Here is a 17,738-nt window from a genome sequence, read left to right as displayed (position 1 = left end):
ACGCTCGCGTCATACTGCGCGGGGTTCGAATCACCGCGCGGACCGATGTTGGCCTCGATGTTGGGCTCGATGTTCGGGTCCGCGTTCGGATCGCCGGCCGCCGGTGCGGAACCTGTCGGATCGATGGCAGTCATTCCATTAACTTTTCGTGCTGGACCACTTTGGAGAGCGGCTAGTATTGTCGGATAATCTGCCCATGTCCAGCCGCCCCTCCGCCTCCGCCGACGGTTCCGCGACCCCTGCGCGCGCGGGCGGCCCGGGCAACCGGGGTCACGAAAACGCCGCCGCCGTGCTGCCGTCCCCGACGGCGGGCGCGCGCCCCGCATCGCCTCACGCTTCCGGTTTGCCCGGTTTGAATACGCCCTCCCCGACTTCCCCCGGCGGCTGGCGCGCGCACGCAGGTGGATACCTCCGCGCGCTGCCGCGCCGTTTCTGGCACGCGCTGCGCGCGGCGGCCGCCCATCCGTGCTGGCGCTGGCTGCTGCGCATGGCCATCCGCGTGGCGATCCTGCTCGCGGTGCTGGCGCTCGCCATCGGCATGCTCGTCCGCTTCGTGTTGTGGCCGCAGGCGCACGAGGCGCGCAAATGGCTCGAGCAGCGGGCCTCCACCGAACTGCACGCGCAGTTCACGATTGGCGAACTCGACACCTTCTGGGACGGCTGGCATCCGGCCTTCCGCGCGCGCAACGTGCGCGCCGTGGACCCCCAGCAGCGGGTGCTGATGGAAACGGGCACGCTCGACGGCACGCTGGCCTGGCAGTCGCTGGCCGGGCTGAGCTTGCAGTTTGCGAGCGTCAAGGCTAGCGGCACCGACGTGCTGATCCGCCGGACCTCCGATGGGGTTCTCCTCGTGGCGGGCGTGCCCGTGGAGACGCGGGCGAGCACGGCCGGGGACGACCGCTTTCTGAACTGGGTCATGAGCCAGGGCAGCATCGAACTGACGAACGGCCATCTGCGCTGGCTCGACGAACGCGCGGGCCTACCGCAGCTCGACGTGGCCGACATCCACTTCAGCGCGCTGCGCGACGGCGGTCACCATACGCTCCGGCTGGAAGCGCGCAGCACGGCGCTGGCGCCGCAGCCGCTGGTGATCCAGGCCAGCTTCCGACACGACTATCTGCACGACCCCGGCAACTGGATGCACTGGAACGGCCAGGCCGACTGGGATTTCACGCAGGTGCAGTTGCCCGTGGTGCAGCGCTACCTGCCGATCTTCGACAAGGTGGATAGCGGTACCTTCAGCATGAGCGGCACGGTGGACTTCCGCGCCGGCAACATCCAGCGCAGCCAGACGCGGTTACGCGCCGGCGCCGTGGACCTGCAGCTCACGGGCGCGCCCTCGCCGCTCAAGCTCGCCAACGCGCAGGCGTACCTGATTCACAGCGCCGACCGCGCGGGCAACAACCGCCTGACCATCGACACGCTGCTGTGGCAGGCCGAGCCGATCGCCGGACCGCCGAGCGCATCCGATCCGGGCCTGCGCGAAGGCATGCGCAAGGTCACGATCGACTGGAACCGCGACAAGCAGGGCGTGCTGCGCAAGTTCGCGCTCAAGGCGCCAACGTTCGACCTCAATACGGTGCGCGCGCTGGCCACGTCGATGCCGATCGATACGGAGATGCTGCGTCAGCTTCGCGCGCTGCAGCCGGCCGGCCATATCGACAACCTCGACATCGCCTGGGCGCGCGAGCGCGCGAGCCTGCTCGACAGCCGGCCGCGCGCGCCCCACTACACCGTGCAGGGCACGCTGCGCGGCGTCTCGGTCAACGGCCAGCCCGCCGTGCCCGCGATGTCGGCGGACGGCCATCCGCGCGTGGGCACGCCGGGGTTCTCGCGCCTCTCCGGCAGCTTCAGCTTCGACGAACGCCAGGGCACCGCGCGCGTGGACAGCGCAGGCGCGACGCTGATCCTGCCCGGCCTGTTCGAGGATCCGCGCGTGCCGTTCGACGAGCTCGCGGGCGAGGTCCGCTGGACGCACGAGCAGGACAAGCTCGTCATCCGCACCGAAGGGCTCCGCTTCGCCAACGCCGACGTGGCGGGTACGCTGCGCGGCAGCTGGCGCGCGGGCGGCGACGGCGCGAGCGGTATCGCGGACATGTCGGGCGAGCTCGCGCGCGTGCAGGCCGCCCGCATCCCGCGCTACCTGCCGCTCTCGATGCCGCACACGCGGCAGTATCTGGCGGGCGCGCTGGTCGGCGGCGATGCATCGGACGTCAAGTTCCTCGTACGCGGCGACCTCTTCCACTTTCCGTTCCACGCGCCGAACGAGAAGGCGGGCGATTTCCGGGTGGACGTGCCGATGCATCGCGTGAGCTATCAGGTTGCCCCGCACGAAACCGGTCCCACGGGCGGCAAAGCATGGCCCGACTTCAGCGAGATCGACGGGCACCTCGTGTTCCAGCGCAACGCCATGTCGTTCACGATCAAGCGCGCGGCGGTCCAAGGCATTCCGGGCGTGACGCTGCACGACGTCAACGGCCAGATCGATGACCTCAGCGACACGGGCCATCTCGGCGTGGAAGGTACCGGCCAGGGTTCGCTGCCGGCCTTCCTGCGCTACGTGGCGGCGAGCCCGGTCCGCAACTGGATCGGGGGCGTGACGGACACTGCGAAGGGCCAGGGCAACGGCGAGCTGAAGCTCAAGCTCGACATGCCGCTGGACCATGCGGCGAACTCGAAGGTCGACGGGCAGTTCCGCTTCCCGGGCAACGACATCGTGCTGATGCCGGAGATTCCGCAACTGAGCGGCACGACGGGGACCATCGCCTTCAACGAGCATGGCTTCCGGCTCGACAATATGCGCGGGCGTTTCATCGGAGGCGAGGCGCGCCTCGCCGGCGGCACGCAGCCGGACAGCAGCACGCGCGTGACCGTCAGCGGCACGGCGTCCGCCGCCGGCATCCGCGATGCGCTGGCCGCATCGTCGATGGGCGCGCTCGGCGCGCGGCTGGACGGCGCCACGCCCTACTCGGCGGTGGTCGGCGTGCGCGACAAGCGCCTGCAGGTGCAGGTGGCCACGGACCTGAACGGCATGGCCGTGGACCTGCCCGCGCCGCTCGCGAAGACCGCCGCGCAGGACGTGCCGCTGCGCTTCGAACTGCGCCCGCTGCCGGGCGGCAAGGCGGCCGGCGTGAATGGCGCCAACACTGCGAACAACACTGCGAACAACGCTGCCAACAACGCCGAAACCCCCGACGAAATGCTGGTCCAGTACGGCAACGTACTCAACGTCCGCTACGTGCTCCACCGTGGGGACACGCCCGAGGTCATTTCCGGCGGCATCGGCCTCCAGCAGCCCGCGCCACAGCCTTCAAGCGGCGTGGCGGCGGCCTTCATCGCCGACCATCTGGACATCGCGAAGTGGCGCAGCGTGTTCGATGCCACCGGCGGCACCGACACACCGGCACCGGGCGGCCATGTCGATCGCAGCTCGCCGTTCCTGCCGGAACGCATCACCGTGCGCGCGCGCACCGTCGACGCCTTCGGGCGCAACCTCGACGACGTGACGTTCGACGCCGACCGCGCGCGCGGGGGCTGGGACATGAAGATGAACGCGAAGCAGGTGCACGGTACCGCCCAGTGGCGCCGCGACGCCAGCTCGCCATCGGGCGCGCTCAACGTGCGCCTGGCGCGCCTCGACATTCCCGACGCCAGCGACGACGGTCACGTGACCGACACCATGGCGAGCAATATCGACGAATTGCCGGCCATCGACCTCGTTGCCGACCAGTTCGTGCTCCACGGCCGCGACTACGGCAAGGTCGAACTGCGCGCGCATACGGCGGTCGAGGGCGCGGATTCGGTGTGGACGCTGGACAAGCTCACGATCGAGCAGCCCGGCGGCACGTTCACGGGCAACGGCACGTGGCGCCTGCCGCGCCGGCTGCGCGACAACCCGGCCGGCGCCGACGCGAGCGCGCGCCGCACGCTGCTCAACTTCAAGCTCGATATCCGCGACGCGGGCGCGATACTGGACCGCATGGGCATGCCCCACACGCTGCGCGACGGCAACGGTTCGCTCGAAGGCCGCGTGTACTGGAGGGGGTCGCCACTGTCCATCGACTATCCGTCGCTGTCGGGCAAGCTGGCGCTGCACCTCGAGAACGGCCAGATCCTCAGCGTGGATCCGGGTGCCGCGCGACTGCTCGGCGTGCTCAGCCTGCAGAGCCTGCTGCGCTTCGCGACGCTCGACTTCCGCAGCGTAACGAGCCGCGGCACGGTGTTCGACGACATCAGCGGCAACGGCACGATCGAGAACGGCGTGGCGACGATCGAATCGTTCCGCATGAAGAGCAACCAGCTGAACGCCTCGATGACGGGCTCGGCCAACCTGCCGCGCGAGACGCAGGACCTCGACGTGGAAGTGGTGCCGCGCATCAACGCGGCCACGACGTCGGTGGCCGCCGCGTTCATCAACCCCGTGCTCGGCATCGGCACGCTGGCCGCGCAGTTGCTGTTCGCCGACGAGTTCTCGAAGGTGTTCACGCAGCATTACCGCGTGACGGGCTCCTGGGCCGATCCGCAGGTGACCAAGGTGGACGACGGCAAGTCGCGTCCGGCACCGGTGCAGGATCGCTCGGGCGCGTATCCCCGATAAAGGAGGGAAGGATCATGACTACGAACGAGAGCGCCCGTGCCGTGCCCTTCCAGGTGGCGGCCGTGCAGACCGTCACGAGCACGTCGGTCGATGCCAATCTCGCGCGCGCCGACGCGCTGATCGCCGAGGCCGCGCGCGGCGGCGCGGAGCTCGTGCTGCTGCCCGAGTACTTCTGCATCATGGGGCGCGCCGACACCGACAAGGTGGCGATCCGCGAGGCGGACGGCGACGGGCCGATCCAGCGTTTCCTCGCCGATGCCGCGCGGCGCCATCGCGTGTGGCTCGTGGGCGGGACCCTTCCCCTGCAATGCGGGGACGACGGCCGCGTCTACAACACGTCGCTCGCGTTCGACCCGCGTGGCCAGCGCGTCGCGCGCTACGACAAGATCCATTTGTTCGGCTTCACGCGAGGCGCGGAGAGCTATGACGAATCGCGCACGATCCTCGCGGGCACCGAGCCCGTGTCGTTCGAGGCGCCCTGCGGCCGCGTGGCGATGTCCGTCTGCTACGACCTGCGGTTTCCCGAGCTCTACCGCGGCCTCGCGGCCGGCGGCGGCACGAGCTTGATTCTGATGCCTGCCGCCTTCACTTACACCACGGGACAGGCGCACTGGGAGATCCTGCTGCGCGCCCGCGCGATCGAGAACCAGTGCTATGTGCTGGCGGCCGCGCAGGGCGGCAAGCACGAGAACGGCCGGCGCACCTGGGGCCATTCGATGCTCGTTGACCCGTGGGGCGAAGTGCTCGCCGTGCTGCCGGAAGGCGAAGGCGTGGTGAGCGGCACGATCGATCCGGCGCGGCTGGCCGAGGTCCGCCAGAACCTGCCGGCATTGCGCCACCGGGTGCTGTAGGATGTCATGCATTGGCCGCCCCGCGGCCCACCCCAGACAAGAAACAAGTCAAGCAAAGGACGAACATGAACGCCGGCGAACTCGGAATTCGTAATCTCGCTACCGCGCAACAGATCCTGCTGGCGCCGTACGACCTCGACGAGGCCACGCTGCAGCGCGTGCTGGCCGACATCTTCACGCACAAGGTCGACTACGCGGACCTGTACTTCCAGTACACGCGCAACGAAGCCTGGAGCCTCGAGGAAGGCATCGTGAAGTCGGGCAGCTTCAGCATCGACCAGGGCGTGGGTGTCCGTGCGGTGTCGGGCGACAAGACGGCCTTCGCGTATTCGGACGACATCAGCCTGGCGGCGCTGTCGCAGGCAGCCGCGGCGACGCGCACCATCGGCAAGAGCGGCAGCGGCCGCGTGAAGGTGGCCAAGTCGCTCGCCTCGCAGGGCGGCCGCGACCTCTACACGCCGAACGATCCGCTCGACTCGATGACCGCGACCGAGAAAGTGGCGCTGCTGGAGCGCATCGAGAAGATGGCGCGCGCGAAAGATCCGCGCGTGGTGCAGGTGATGGCGGGCCTCGCCGGCGAATACGACGTGGTGCTGGTCGCGCGCAGCGATGGCGTGATCGCCGCGGACGTGCGGCCGCTGGTGCGCGTCTCGGTGACGGTGATCGCCGAGCAGAACGGCCGCCGCGAGATCGGTTCGTCGGGCGGCGGCGGGCGCTACGCGTACGGTTATTTCACCGACGACCTGCTGCGCAAGTACGTGGACGAGGCGGTGAGCTCGGCGCTGGTGAACCTCGAAGCGCGCCCTGCTCCGGCCGGCGCGATGACCGTGGTGCTGGGCCCGGGCTGGCCCGGTGTGCTGCTGCACGAAGCCGTCGGCCACGGGCTCGAAGGCGACTTCAACCGCAAGGGCTCGTCGGCCTTCGCGGGCCGCATGGGCGAGCGCGTCGCCGCCAAGGGCGTGACCGTGGTCGATGACGGCACCATCGCCAATCGCCGCGGTTCGCTGAACCTCGACGACGAAGGCAACCCGACACAGTGCACGACGCTGATCGAGGACGGCATCCTGCGCGGCTACATTCAGGACACGATGAACGCGCGCCTGATGAAGATGCCCGTGACGGGCAACGCGCGCCGCGAAAGCTATGCCGCGCTGCCGATGCCACGCATGACCAATACGTACATGCTCAACGGCGACCGCGATCCGCAGGAGATCATCGCGAGCGTCAAGCGCGGCCTGTACGCGGTGAACTTCGGGGGCGGCCAGGTCGATATCACCAACGGCAAGTTCGTGTTCTCGGCCAGCGAGGCATACATGATCGAGGACGGCAAGATCACGTACCCCGTCAAGGGCGCGACGCTGGTCGGCAACGGTCCCGAGTCGCTCAAGGACGTGACGATGATCGGCAACGACATGCGCCTCGACTCCGGCGTGGGCGTCTGCGGCAAGGAAGGCCAGAGCGTGCCCGTGGGCGTGGGCCAGCCGACGCTGCGCATCGAGAACATGACGGTGGGCGGCACGGCCTGACGCCGGACGGCCATGGCTATCGATGCGATAGCCATGGCTCGCTTGCCAACGTTTTCGAAAAGGGATATAAAGATGCTTCGTCGCGCAAGCGCCACGTTTTGCGATCGTTAGTTCCGCATCCGGCGCGCAATTTTATGCCCCACCGAAGATTGCCGCGACATAAAAGCATTGCGATTCACTGAAACTGAAACAAGCTGACCTCAGCCGAACCGATTTCCGCCATGTCCGCCAAGTTTTATTTTTACTTTTTTAGCGATCTCGCACCGCTGGCGGATGGAGAGGGACAGCTGTAAGTACCCGAAATTCTGAAAAAAGCCGCCAGCGACCCTGGCGGCTTTTTTTTATGGCCGCACATTTTTGTCACACCCACTACCCCACAATCAAGACCGATCCGGAGCCATCATGCTGAAGAACACCGACGACCTGCGTATTCGCGAACTCAAGGAACTCGTGCCGCCCGCGCACCTGATCCGCGAATTCGCGCTGTCGGAAGCGGCTTCCGACGTGATCTACCACGCCCGCCAGTCGATGCACCGCATCCTGCACGGCATGGACGACCGTCTGATCGTGATCATCGGACCCTGCTCGATCCATGACACGCGCGCGGCGCTGGAATACGCGAACCTGCTCAAGGCGCAGCGCGAACGCTACAAGAACGAGCTCGAGATCGTGATGCGCGTCTATTTCGAGAAGCCGCGCACGACCGTGGGCTGGAAGGGGCTGATCAACGATCCGCACATGGATGGCAGCTTCAAGATCAACGATGGCCTGCGCACCGCGCGCGAATTGCTGCTGAACATCGCCGAGCTCGGCCTGCCGACGGGCACGGAGTACCTCGACATGATCAGCCCGCAATACATCGCGGATCTTGTCAGCTGGGGGGCCATCGGCGCGCGCACGACGGAGTCGCAGGTGCACCGCGAACTCGCATCGGGCCTGTCGTGCCCGGTCGGCTTCAAGAACGGGACGGATGGCAACGTCAAGATCGCGGTGGACGCGATCAAGGCCGCGTCGCAGCCGCACCATTTCCTGTCGGTGACCAAGGGCGGCCACTCGGCGATCGTGTCGACGTCGGGCAACGAGGACTGCCACATCATCCTGCGCGGCGGCAAGGCGCCGAACTATGACGCCGCCAGCGTGCAGGAAGCCTGCGACGCGATCTCGAAGGCCGGCCTCGCGGCGCGTCTGATGATCGATGCCTCCCACGCCAACAGCAGCAAGAAGCACGAGAACCAGATTCCGGTCTGCGAGGACATCGGCCGCCAGGTGGCGGGCGGCGATCAGCGCATCATCGGCGTCATGGTGGAATCGCACCTCGTGGCCGGACGTCAGGACCACGTACAGGGAACGCCGGTGGAGAACCTCTGCTACGGCCAGTCGGTGACCGACGCGTGCATCGGCTGGGACGATTCGACGGGCGTGCTGGAGACGCTGGCGAACGCCGTCAAGGCCCGTCGGCTGGCGACGGGCAGCGGCAATTGATTGACAGGTAAGAACAGGCACGGTCCCCTCCCGCGTGGGGAGGGGATGCCGGCACCCGGCAGGGTCCGGCTAGCTGTCTGATCGTCTGTGACCGGGCGCTACTTCTTGAGGACGAGGTCGCCGGGCAGGGACTCGATGTACGCGGCCATGTCCTTGATCTCCTGGCGCGTGAACGGACGCGGCTTGCCGTCCTTGCCGGTGACCGCCGGGTTGGCATTCATCTGCCCGGCCATGATCGCGTTGGTACGGCCCACGAGCAGGTTGCCGCTGGTTTGGTAACCCGTCATCGCGTGGAACAGGTAGTCGGCATGCTGACCGGCCAGCTTCGGATAATCCGGGGCGATCGGCTTGTTCAGGCCCGCGCCATGGCAGGCCACGCAGCCGCCCTTCTCCACCAGCGCACGGCCGGCGGCGATATCTGCCGCGCCTGCCGCCTGCATCCATGCGGCCGCCACGAGGGTCGCGGCCACGATCGAAAGCGTCTTGTTCGTCGTCATGATCTCGCGCCTCTTACTTCAGGGAATTGGGTTTGGTTTCGGCGTTCTGCTGCGAGTAGTACGCAGCCAGATCGGCGATGTCCTGATCGGTCAGGGAAGCGGCAATCCCACGCATGGTCGGATGCTTGCGCTCGCCCTTCTGATATCCCTTCAGCGCGTTCTCGATGTACTTGGCGCTCTGGCCGCCAAGCATGGGGACTTCATAGGTCTCCGGAAACGATGCACGGTAACCGGGAATGCCATGGCAACCGATGCACATGGCAACCTTGTCCTTGGCGGCGCCAACATTGCCCTTGACTTCCTGGGCCTGCGCAGCCATTGCGGCCGCGCCCAACACCACCATCGTGAGGAACTTTTTCATTGTCTTTGATGATAGGGGAAGTGGTAAACCGTGCAGACGCGCTGGCGGCGTCGTCTCTCTCGCTGTCTCCGTGCGAGTGCAGGTTGCGACGGCTCTGCGGCGCGCGTCAAACCGGCGCATTGTACCGCAGCAGCCTCTTGGCAGTCCAGCCGGAGCGACCCGCCGCAGTGGCGCGTATCGGACACGGACCGGAAACGCTCTTATACTCGACCATTCCGGCCGTTAATGTCGCCAGATCCTCTCAGGTTGCCGCCTCATGTCCGATACCACTTCCAACACTGCCCGTTTCGAGGGTAGCGACCAGTACGTCGCTACCGACGACCTCAAGCTCGCCGTCAACGCCGCCCGCACGCTCCAGCGTCCGCTGCTGATCAAGGGCGAGCCGGGCACCGGCAAGACCATGCTCGCCGAGGAAGTCGCCGCCGCGCTAGGCATGCCGCTGTTGCAATGGCACATCAAGTCGACCACCAAGGCGCAGCAGGGCCTGTACGAGTACGACGCGGTCTCGCGTCTGCGCGACTCGCAGCTCGGCGATGACCGCGTGCACGACATCGGCAACTACATCGTCAAGGGCGTGCTGTGGCAGGCCTTCGAGGCCGACCAGCAGGTCGTGCTGCTGATCGACGAGATCGACAAGGCCGACATCGAATTCCCGAACGACCTGCTGCGCGAACTCGACCGCATGGAGTTCTACGTGTACGAGACGCGCGAAACCGTGCGCGCGCGTCATCGTCCGCTGGTGATCATCACGTCGAACAACGAGAAGGAGTTGCCCGACGCCTTCCTGCGCCGCTGCTTCTTCCACTACATCAAGTTCCCGGACGCGGACACGATGCAGCGCATCGTCGATGTGCACTACCCCGGCATCAAGCGCGAGCTCGTGGCGGCCGCGCTGGAGGCGTTCTACGAGATGCGAAACCTGCCGGGACTCAAGAAGAAGCCCTCCACGTCCGAGCTGATCGACTGGCTCAAGCTGCTGATGGCCGAGGACATTCCGGCCGAAGCGCTGCGCAGCCCGGACCGCAAGGCATCGATTCCGCCGCTGCACGGCGCGCTGCTCAAGAACGAACAGGACGTGCACCTGTTCGAGCGCCTCGTGTTCATGAACCGCTCCAACCGCTGATCGCCCGATGACGACCAATGCCTTCGTTCAGCCGACCACGCTGGTCGGCCGCCACGCCACGCTGGAGCCGCTGACCACCGCGCACGCGGCGGGCCTCGCGGAAGCCGTTGCCGATGGCGAACTGTGGAAGCTCTGGTACACGGCCGTGCCGGCGCCCGATGCGATGGAAGGCGAGATCAAGCGCCGCCTCGCGCTGCAGGAGCAGGACCTGTGGCAGCCGTTTGCCGTGCGATGCAATGCCACCGGCGACCTCATCGGCATGACCAACTTCATGAACATCGACGCGACGCACCGTCGCGTGGAAATCGGCTCGACGTGGTATGCGCGGCGCGTGCAGCGCGGCCCCGTCAATACCGAGTGCAAGCTCATGCTGCTGGGCTACGCATTCGACAAGCGGCACTGCATCGCGGTGGAATTCCGCACGCACTGGATGAACCATCAAAGCCGCGCCGCGATCGCGCGCCTGGGCGCCAAGCAGGACGGCGTGCTGCGCAGCCACCAGCGGCTGCCGGACGGGTCGCTGCGGGATACCGTGGTGTTCTCGATCATCGCCAGCGAATGGCCGATGGTGCGGTCGCACCTGCAGTTCCAGCTCGCTCGCCCGCGCTGAGCCCGCTGTCCGTTCCGGGAGGCCACGATGCTGATCGACTTCTTCTTCTCGCTGCGCCACGCCAGCCTGCCGGTCTCGGTCAAGGAATACCTGACCATGCTGGAGGCCCTGCGCGCGCAGGTGATCTCGCCTTCGATCGACGAGTTCTACTATCTGTCGCGCATGACGCTGGTCAAGGACGAGAAGCACTTCGACAAGTTCGACCAGACGTTCGCGGCCTACTTCCAGGGTGTGGAGAGCCTCGTCGACTGGAAGAGCGACATTCCGCTCGACTGGCTCCAGAAGACGCTCGAGCGAGAGCTCTCGCCCGAGGAGCGCGCGAAGATCGAGGCGATGGGCGGGCTCGACAAGCTCATGGAGCGGCTCAGGCAGTTGCTCGAGGAGCAGAAGGAGAAGCACGAGGGCGGCAGCAAGTGGATCGGCACGGGCGGTACATCGCCGTTCGGGCATGGCGGCTACAACCCCGAGGGCATTCGCATCGGCGGGCCCTCGAAGGGCAATCGCACCGCGATCAAGGTGTGGGAGGCGCGGGCGTACAAGGACTACGACGACTCGGTCGAGCTTGGCACGCGCAATATCAAGGTGGCGTTACGCCGATTACGGCGGTTCGCGCGCGAAGGCGCCGAGACCGAGCTCGATCTTGACGACACGATCCATTCGACGGCGGCCAATGCGGGGCTGCTAGACATCAAGCTGCGGCCCGAGCGGCATAACAAGGTCAAGGTGCTAATGCTGATGGACGTCGGCGGCTCGATGGACGACCACATCAAGCGCGTGGAGGAACTGTTCTCCGCGACCAAGACCGAGTTCAAGCACCTCGAGTATTTCTACTTCCACAACTGCGTCTATGACCACGTGTGGAAGAACAATCGGCGACGCCATGCGGAGAAGGTGTCCACGTGGGACCTGATCCACAAGTACTCGTCCGACTACAAGGTGATCTTCGTCGGCGACGCGACGATGAGCCCCTACGAGATCCTGCAGCCGGGAGGCTCGGTGGAGTACAACAATCCCGAGGCCGGGGCGGTCTGGCTCAACCGGCTGATCGACCAGTTCCCGCATTTCGTGTGGCTCAACCCGGAGCCGGAGGGGCTGTGGCAATACCGGCAGTCGATCACCGTGATCAGCCAGATCATGAAGGCGCGGATGTACCCGGTGACGATTGCCGGGCTGGAGCAGGCAATGCGGGTGTTGACGAAGTAGTCAGCTCTGCATCAACCACACGCGGAACGTCTGTAGCGCCGGCAGGTGCGCCTTTTGCTCGGGATAGCAAAGGTAGTAACCCTTCTTCGCCAGCACGCGCGCCGGGTGGGCGATGACCAGAGCGCCCGTGGCGAGTTCTTCCTCGATCAGGCAGCGCGGGATCAGCGCGATGCCAAGGCCGGAGACCGCGGCCTGCGTCAGTAGCGAGAACTGGTCGAAGCGCGCGCCGCTCCAGGCCTGTCGCGTCGACACCCCGAGTTCCGACAGCCAGTCGGGCCAGGCTTCCGGCACCGTCGTGTGGTGCAGCAGCGGATAGCGCAGCAGCGCCTCCGGCGCGTGCGTATCGGCGTCCGTCAGCATCCCCGGCCGGCAGACGGGCACGACCTCGCGGCCCGTGATGTAGTCGGCGAGGCTGCCCGGCCAGACGCCGTCGCCGAAGCGAATCGCCGCATCGAGATCGGGTTCCGAAAAATCGTAGCCCTGCGCGTGGGGCACGAATTCCAGCGTGACCTCGGGATGCCGCGAGAAGAACTGCGGCAGCCGCGGAATCAGCCATTTGGCGCCCAGCGTGGGCATGCTCGCGATATGCAGGATGCCGCCCCGCCCCTTGCGGGCGATCAGCTCCACACTGGCCGCCTCGATCTCGTTGAGACTTGGCCGAATCCGTTCCAGATAGCGCTCGCCCGCGCCGGTGAGCAGCAGGCGCTGCCGCACCCGCTCGAACAGTTCGACGCCAAGGAATGCCTCCAGACTGCGGACCTGCTTGCTGACGGCGCCTTGCGTGACATGGAGTTCCCGCGCCGCCAGCGTAAAGCTGTTGTGTCGCGCGGCGGCCTCGAACGCCTGCAACTCCGTCATCGACGGGGTTAAGCGTCGCATACCTCACCTCACCTCAATACCATTTGGAATGACCCCGGGATTTTAAATCGTTTGCATGCGACGTGGGAGGGAAGCAGAATTGCACGCAAAGACAGACATTGCGAAAACACGCAAATCCCGCACAGCCCGCATCGCCGATTTCCGACGTGCGCCCCAGGCACGCCGACCCTCAATCCTCGTCAATGACACTCGGAACCGTTCTCATGCAACGCCGTCCTCTGCTTCGCGCCTTCGCTGTTGCCGCCGCCGCCACCGCCGTCGGCGGCATCGCCCTGCCCGCCTTCGCCCAGGGCACGTACCCGACCAAGCCGATCTCGCTCGTCGTGCCGTTCCCGGCCGGCGGCACCACCGATATCGTCGCGCGCGTCGTGGCCGACAAGCTGGGCCAGGAACTGGGCCAGGCCGTCGTCGTCGATAACCGCGGCGGCGCCGGCGGCAGCATCGGCACCGCGTACCTCTCGAAGGCCGCGCCCGACGGCTACACGCTGGGCATCGCCACGGCGTCGACGCACGGTATCAACCCCGCCGTGTATCCCAAGCTGTCGTACGACGCGACCAAGGACTTCACGACCATCACGAACCTGGCTTCGGTGCCGAACGTGATGAGCGTGAATCCGGCCGTGAAGGCCAACGACATGAAGGCCTTTATCGCGCTGGCCAAGTCTGAGCCGAACAAGATCGCCTACGGCTCCGCCGGCAACGGCAGCGTATCGCACATGATGGGCGAGCTGTTCAAGATGAGCAGCAAGACCGAACTGCTGCACGTGCCGTACAAGGGCGTCGGCCCCGCGCTGAACGACGCGCTGGCCGGCCAGGTGCAGGTGCTGTTCGACAACCTGCCCTCTTCGCTGCCGTTCATCAAGAGCGGCAAGCTGCGCGCCCTCGCCGTGGCCTCGCCGAAGCGCGTGCCCGCGCTGCCGGACGTGCAGACGTTCGCGGAACTGGGCCTCGGTGAAGTCAACGACTCCGCATGGTTCGGCCTGATCGCGCCGGCCAAGCTGCCGGCCGATATCCAGGCAAAGCTGAACGCCGCCGCCGTCAAGGTGCTGGCCCTGCCGGAAGTGAAGAAGAAGTTCGAGGAACTGGGCGCGACGCCGGTTGGCGATACGCCGCAGCACTTCGCCGCGCAGATCACGAGCGAAGTGGCCAAGAACAAGCGCGTGGCCGCCGCCGCGAAGATCTCGCTGGACTGATGGCGCTGGACCGAGCTGACTCATGACGGATACCGACCGATCGACACCCCAGCCGGCGTACCAGCTGCTGATGCCCGAGGGCGAAAGCGGCGCGCTGTTCCTGGACTCGCCGCATAGCTGCACGCAGTACCCGGCCGACTTCGGCTACGACGCGAACCTGCCCCTGCCGCTGCTGCGGCAGGCGGAGGACACGTTCGTGGACGAGCTCTATGCCGGCGCGCCGGCGCGCGGCATTCCGCTGCTTTGCGCGGGGTTTCCGCGCAGCTACCTCGATGCCAATCGCGGCCTCGAGGAGATCGACGAGAAACTGCTGGACGCGGCATGGCCCGACGCGAAGCAGGAAACCTCGAAGACGCGGCTTGGCAAGGGACTGGTCTGGCGCGTGCTCGACACCGGTGAGCCGCTTTACGCGCGCAAGCTGTCGGTCGCCGAAGTGCAGGCTCGCATCCGCGACTACTACAGGCCGTACTACGCGCAGCTGCAGACGCTGTCGGACGCGGCGGTGGCCCGCCATGGCTACATGTTCCACATCAACTGCCACTCGATGCCGAGCCAGGCCGCGCAATACGCGACCGAGCACCCCGGCATCGCGCACCCGGACTTCGTGGTCGGCGACCGCGACGGCACCACGTGCGACAAGCGGTTCACGGACCGCGTGGAAGGCCTGCTGAAGGACATGGGCTACGACGTGTGGCGCAACCACCCGTACAAGGGCGTGGAGATCGTGCGCGTGCTGGGCCGGCCGCAGGAAAACCGCCATAGCCTGCAGCTCGAGGTCAATCGCAAGCTCTACATGGACGAGGCCGGACTGGCGCACAACGCGGGCTTTGCCGCGCTCCAGCGCAATCTGGAAGCGTTGATGGACGAGTTGTCGCGGTTCACGCTGCGCGGCTGAGGTTCAAGGCCCGAGTTTCCAGCCATCACGCGGACTACATCAGGTAGATCGCATGACGTAGATCGGATGACGCAGATCGCATCACGTAGATCGCATCACGCATCAGACCGCCGGTGCCCTCCCCGGGCCCGCGAACCCCGTAAGGATGCCGACGACATCGTCTCGTCGACGCCTCACGGGGTTTTTTCTCTCTTGCGCGCGCTGCGCGCACTCTGGTATCCGCACACGGTGACTTCAGCGTCGCCACGTGAGCGACGCCTTCGCTTTGCGGGCAGTTACACGCGGTTGCGCGACGATCGCACCCACCATGGGTGTCGGCGCCGGTCACGCAAAAAGGAAGGGTAACAACATTTACGAACTTTCCAGCGGCGGCATCCTCTATCATGGCAGTCCTTTGCCAATCCCTTTGCTGACGCCAGCAAACTGATTCCGTGATCCGAATGTTTACCCACCTGCTAGGCACCCGGCTCCGCATGCTGACTGCCGCGGTGGCGGGGGCAATCGTGGCGGCCGGATGCGCCACCACGCCGTCGGACCAGCCCGATGCTTCCGCGACGCCCGCGCCCGGCGCCAGCGCCGCGCCCAGCGCCGCCGGTAGTGCCGCCACCTCCGCGACCCCGTCTGTTACGCCCCCCGCCGCCACCACGTCCTCGCCAGCCTCCCGCGCGGGCACTGGCTCGCGACCGCCGACCAAGACCGTGACCCTGCCCGAAAAAGGCCGCGTCAGCCTTGCCGAATATCGCGCGCAGATGCGCGACCAGTTGATGAAGACCGACAACGCCGCGCCCGACGTGGCCGACTGCGCCGCGCATGCGAGCTGGGTCGTGCCGCGTTCGCCGACGTTCGATGCGCTGAAGATTCCCACCGGCGCGCTGGCCGCAAATGCCGCCACGGTGGAAGCGTGGAATGGCCGTTTCTCGCCGGGCAAGCAGGCCGTGCCCGTGACGTCGGTCGTCACGTTCACCGCCAGTGCGCACAAGCGTCAGGGCGAGGCGCAATGGCAGCCCGTGAAGGTGCGATGCGGGTATGCGGACGGCATGATGCTCGCCTATGAGCTGCTCGACAGCGGCGGCGACATCATCAGCGAACCCGCGGCGGCGCCGGCCGTGGCCACGCCGTCTTCGCGCGGCAAGGCTAGGAAGGGCAAGGCTTCGGCTGCGGCGAAATCGAGCCACGGGACGAGCGCCAAGGCCAGCGCCAAGGCCAGCACGTCGAAGTCGACGGCATCGTCGAAGACCAGCACCAAGGCGACGGCGAAGAAGAAGCAGTGAGGGCGGGCCCCCTGGGCCCTTGCCTCCCCTGCTTCAAGCGCTCAGCGCTCAGCGATCAGCGCTTGGCTCTCGGCCATGAGCCTTCAACCGAGGTATTCCAGAATCGCCTGCAGCATCGATGTGCCGAGCAGCGCGCTGCGCTGGCCGTTCCAGCCTACCGCCGCATCGGGCAGATCGGCGTTGTCCTTGAACGGCATCTCGAGCGTCAGCGCGAGGCAGCCGAACGTGTGGCCGATGTACTTCGAGGCGAGCTTGAGCGCGTCCGCGTTGTACTTGCTCGCGGCGTAGCCGTACTTGTCCTGGAAGTCCGGCGTCGCGCGCTTGAAGGCCTCGATGAAGCGGTTCTGCTGCTCGCGCTGCGTCTCGGTAAAGCCCGGCAGCATCTCGCTGCCCGCGACGAAGTTGTACGGCAGCGCCTCGTCCCCATGGATGTCGAAGAACAGGTCGACACCGGTCGCCTCGATCGCGCGGCGCACGTGGAACACCTCGGGGCTCGTCTCGGCCGACGGCGCCATCCATTCGCGATTCAGGTTCGCGCCCGCCGCGTTCGTGCGCAGATTGCCGCGCGCGGACCCGTCGGGGTTCATGTTCGGGACAATATGGAATACCGCGCGATCCAGCAGGCGGCGCGCGATCGGATCGCCGTTCCACATGCCCGTGCCCGTCAGGCGCTGCAGCACCCCCTCGCAGAACCACTCGGCCATGCTCTCGCCCGGATGCTGGCGCGCGATCATCCAGATGGTCTTCTTGCCCGGCCCCGGCTGGCCCACGGTCACGCACGTCAGGTCGCGGCCATCGACGGTGCTGCCCAGATGCGTCAGCCGCGCGAGCGGCGAGCGCTGGCACGTGGCCAGCAGCGACAGATGGCGCTCTTCCGAATACGGCTCGAAGTATGCGAACCACACGCTGTCATGCTCGGGCGTGAACTGCGCGGTCAGCGTAGCGCCGTCGTATTGCGTCGGCACGCGGAACCAGTTGGCGCGGTCGTACGAGGCCACCACGCGGTAATCGCGCCAGCCGTCGGGGTACGTACACTCGCCCGCGTTCAGGAAACGCAGCGTGCAGGCGTGGCTGCCCGCGCCCTGCAGGCGGAAGTGAAACCACTGGCGAAAGTCCGCGTGGGAGTCCGCGCGGATGCGCAGGCGAATGTCGTTGGACCCGTTCCCATCGCGGGCGATCGATTCGACTTCGATCGCGCCCGAATCGAACGAGGAGGAGATGGTGAGCGGGGATTGCAGGGATGACGTCAT

General features: G+C 66.6%; 14 protein-coding genes. 10 read left to right on the top strand and 4 right to left on the bottom strand.

Translation table 11 applies throughout. The annotated features are described in order from the left end of the window. Positions 1-196 precede the first annotated feature (196 nt). The 4 genes from KHP16_RS04435 (at position 197) to aroG (ending at position 8,456) form a co-directional block, all read left to right on the top strand. Positions 197-4,597 (top strand): YhdP family protein, encoded by a 4,401-nt coding sequence (locus tag KHP16_RS04435; protein ID WP_211959641.1) that lies wholly within the window; start codon positions 197-199, stop codon positions 4,595-4,597. Between the two features lie 14 nt (positions 4,598-4,611). Continuing rightward, entirely contained in the window at positions 4,612-5,448 is an 837-nt protein-coding gene (locus KHP16_RS04430; RefSeq protein ID WP_115952001.1) for a carbon-nitrogen hydrolase family protein, read from the top strand. 65 nt (positions 5,449-5,513) lie between these two features. Continuing rightward, entirely contained in the window at positions 5,514-6,974 is a 1,461-nt protein-coding gene (gene tldD, locus KHP16_RS04425) for a metalloprotease TldD (protein ID WP_109581605.1), read from the top strand. A gap of 402 nt (positions 6,975-7,376) precedes the next feature. Beyond that, positions 7,377-8,456 carry a 3-deoxy-7-phosphoheptulonate synthase AroG gene (gene aroG / locus KHP16_RS04420; protein WP_109581606.1) on the top strand — a complete coding sequence of 360 codons (1,080 nt, stop codon included), beginning with the start codon at positions 7,377-7,379 and terminating at the stop codon, positions 8,454-8,456. Between the two features lie 98 nt (positions 8,457-8,554). Here aroG and KHP16_RS04415 read toward each other — a convergent pair whose 3' ends face one another. Together KHP16_RS04415 and KHP16_RS04410 are read right to left on the bottom strand one after the other, a co-directional pair. Beyond that, entirely contained in the window at positions 8,555-8,896 is a 342-nt protein-coding gene (locus tag KHP16_RS04415; protein WP_244214492.1) for a c-type cytochrome, read from the bottom strand. Positions 8,897-8,966: 70 nt separating this feature from the next. After that, the gene (locus KHP16_RS04410; protein WP_109581608.1) at positions 8,967-9,314 is read right to left on the bottom strand and encodes a c-type cytochrome; all 348 of its coding nucleotides are present in this window, start codon (positions 9,312-9,314) and stop codon (positions 8,967-8,969) included. A gap of 256 nt (positions 9,315-9,570) precedes the next feature. Between KHP16_RS04410 and KHP16_RS04405 the strand changes: the two genes are divergently transcribed. From KHP16_RS04405 to KHP16_RS04395, 3 genes are read left to right on the top strand one after another with little or no spacing between them, the layout of a single operon-like run. Continuing rightward, the gene (locus tag KHP16_RS04405) at positions 9,571-10,437 is read left to right on the top strand and encodes an AAA family ATPase (protein WP_109581609.1); all 867 of its coding nucleotides are present in this window, start codon (positions 9,571-9,573) and stop codon (positions 10,435-10,437) included. A gap of 7 nt (positions 10,438-10,444) precedes the next feature. Beyond that, the gene (locus KHP16_RS04400) at positions 10,445-11,047 is read left to right on the top strand and encodes a GNAT family N-acetyltransferase (protein WP_109581610.1); all 603 of its coding nucleotides are present in this window, start codon (positions 10,445-10,447) and stop codon (positions 11,045-11,047) included. 27 nt (positions 11,048-11,074) lie between these two features. Next, on the top strand, positions 11,075-12,250 hold the full coding sequence (locus tag KHP16_RS04395) for a vWA domain-containing protein (RefSeq protein ID WP_211959640.1): 1,176 nt from the start codon (positions 11,075-11,077) through the stop codon (positions 12,248-12,250). On the opposite strand, the gene KHP16_RS04390 is transcribed toward KHP16_RS04395, so the two are convergent. Next, complete coding sequence (locus tag KHP16_RS04390; RefSeq protein ID WP_109581612.1) at positions 12,251-13,129, bottom strand: LysR family transcriptional regulator; 879 nt, start codon at positions 13,127-13,129, stop codon at positions 12,251-12,253. It lies immediately after the preceding gene. Between the two features lie 203 nt (positions 13,130-13,332). Between KHP16_RS04390 and KHP16_RS04385 the strand changes: the two genes are divergently transcribed. The 3 genes from KHP16_RS04385 to KHP16_RS04375 all read left to right on the top strand — a co-directional run bounded on the left by KHP16_RS04385 (position 13,333) and on the right by KHP16_RS04375 (position 16,488). Continuing rightward, the gene (locus KHP16_RS04385) at positions 13,333-14,322 is read left to right on the top strand and encodes a Bug family tripartite tricarboxylate transporter substrate binding protein (RefSeq protein ID WP_211959639.1); all 990 of its coding nucleotides are present in this window, start codon (positions 13,333-13,335) and stop codon (positions 14,320-14,322) included. A 22-nt stretch (positions 14,323-14,344) separates the two neighbouring features. Beyond that, positions 14,345-15,217 carry an N-formylglutamate amidohydrolase gene (locus KHP16_RS04380; protein WP_109581614.1) on the top strand — a complete coding sequence of 291 codons (873 nt, stop codon included), beginning with the start codon at positions 14,345-14,347 and terminating at the stop codon, positions 15,215-15,217. Between the two features lie 431 nt (positions 15,218-15,648). Then, positions 15,649-16,488: a BspC domain-containing protein gene (locus tag KHP16_RS04375; protein ID WP_415831148.1), complete on the top strand. Its 840-nt coding sequence runs from the start codon at positions 15,649-15,651 to the stop codon at positions 16,486-16,488. 83 nt (positions 16,489-16,571) lie between these two features. Here the strand turns inward: KHP16_RS04375 and KHP16_RS04370 are convergent, their stop codons facing one another. Beyond that, the gene (locus KHP16_RS04370) at positions 16,572-17,738 is read right to left on the bottom strand and encodes a M14 family metallopeptidase (RefSeq protein ID WP_244835632.1); all 1,167 of its coding nucleotides are present in this window, start codon (positions 17,736-17,738) and stop codon (positions 16,572-16,574) included.

This window comes from Cupriavidus plantarum, from assembly GCF_905397285.1.
Classification (GTDB): Bacteria; Pseudomonadota; Gammaproteobacteria; order Burkholderiales; family Burkholderiaceae; genus Cupriavidus; species Cupriavidus plantarum.
This window is presented reverse-complemented; position numbering and strand designations above follow the sequence as displayed.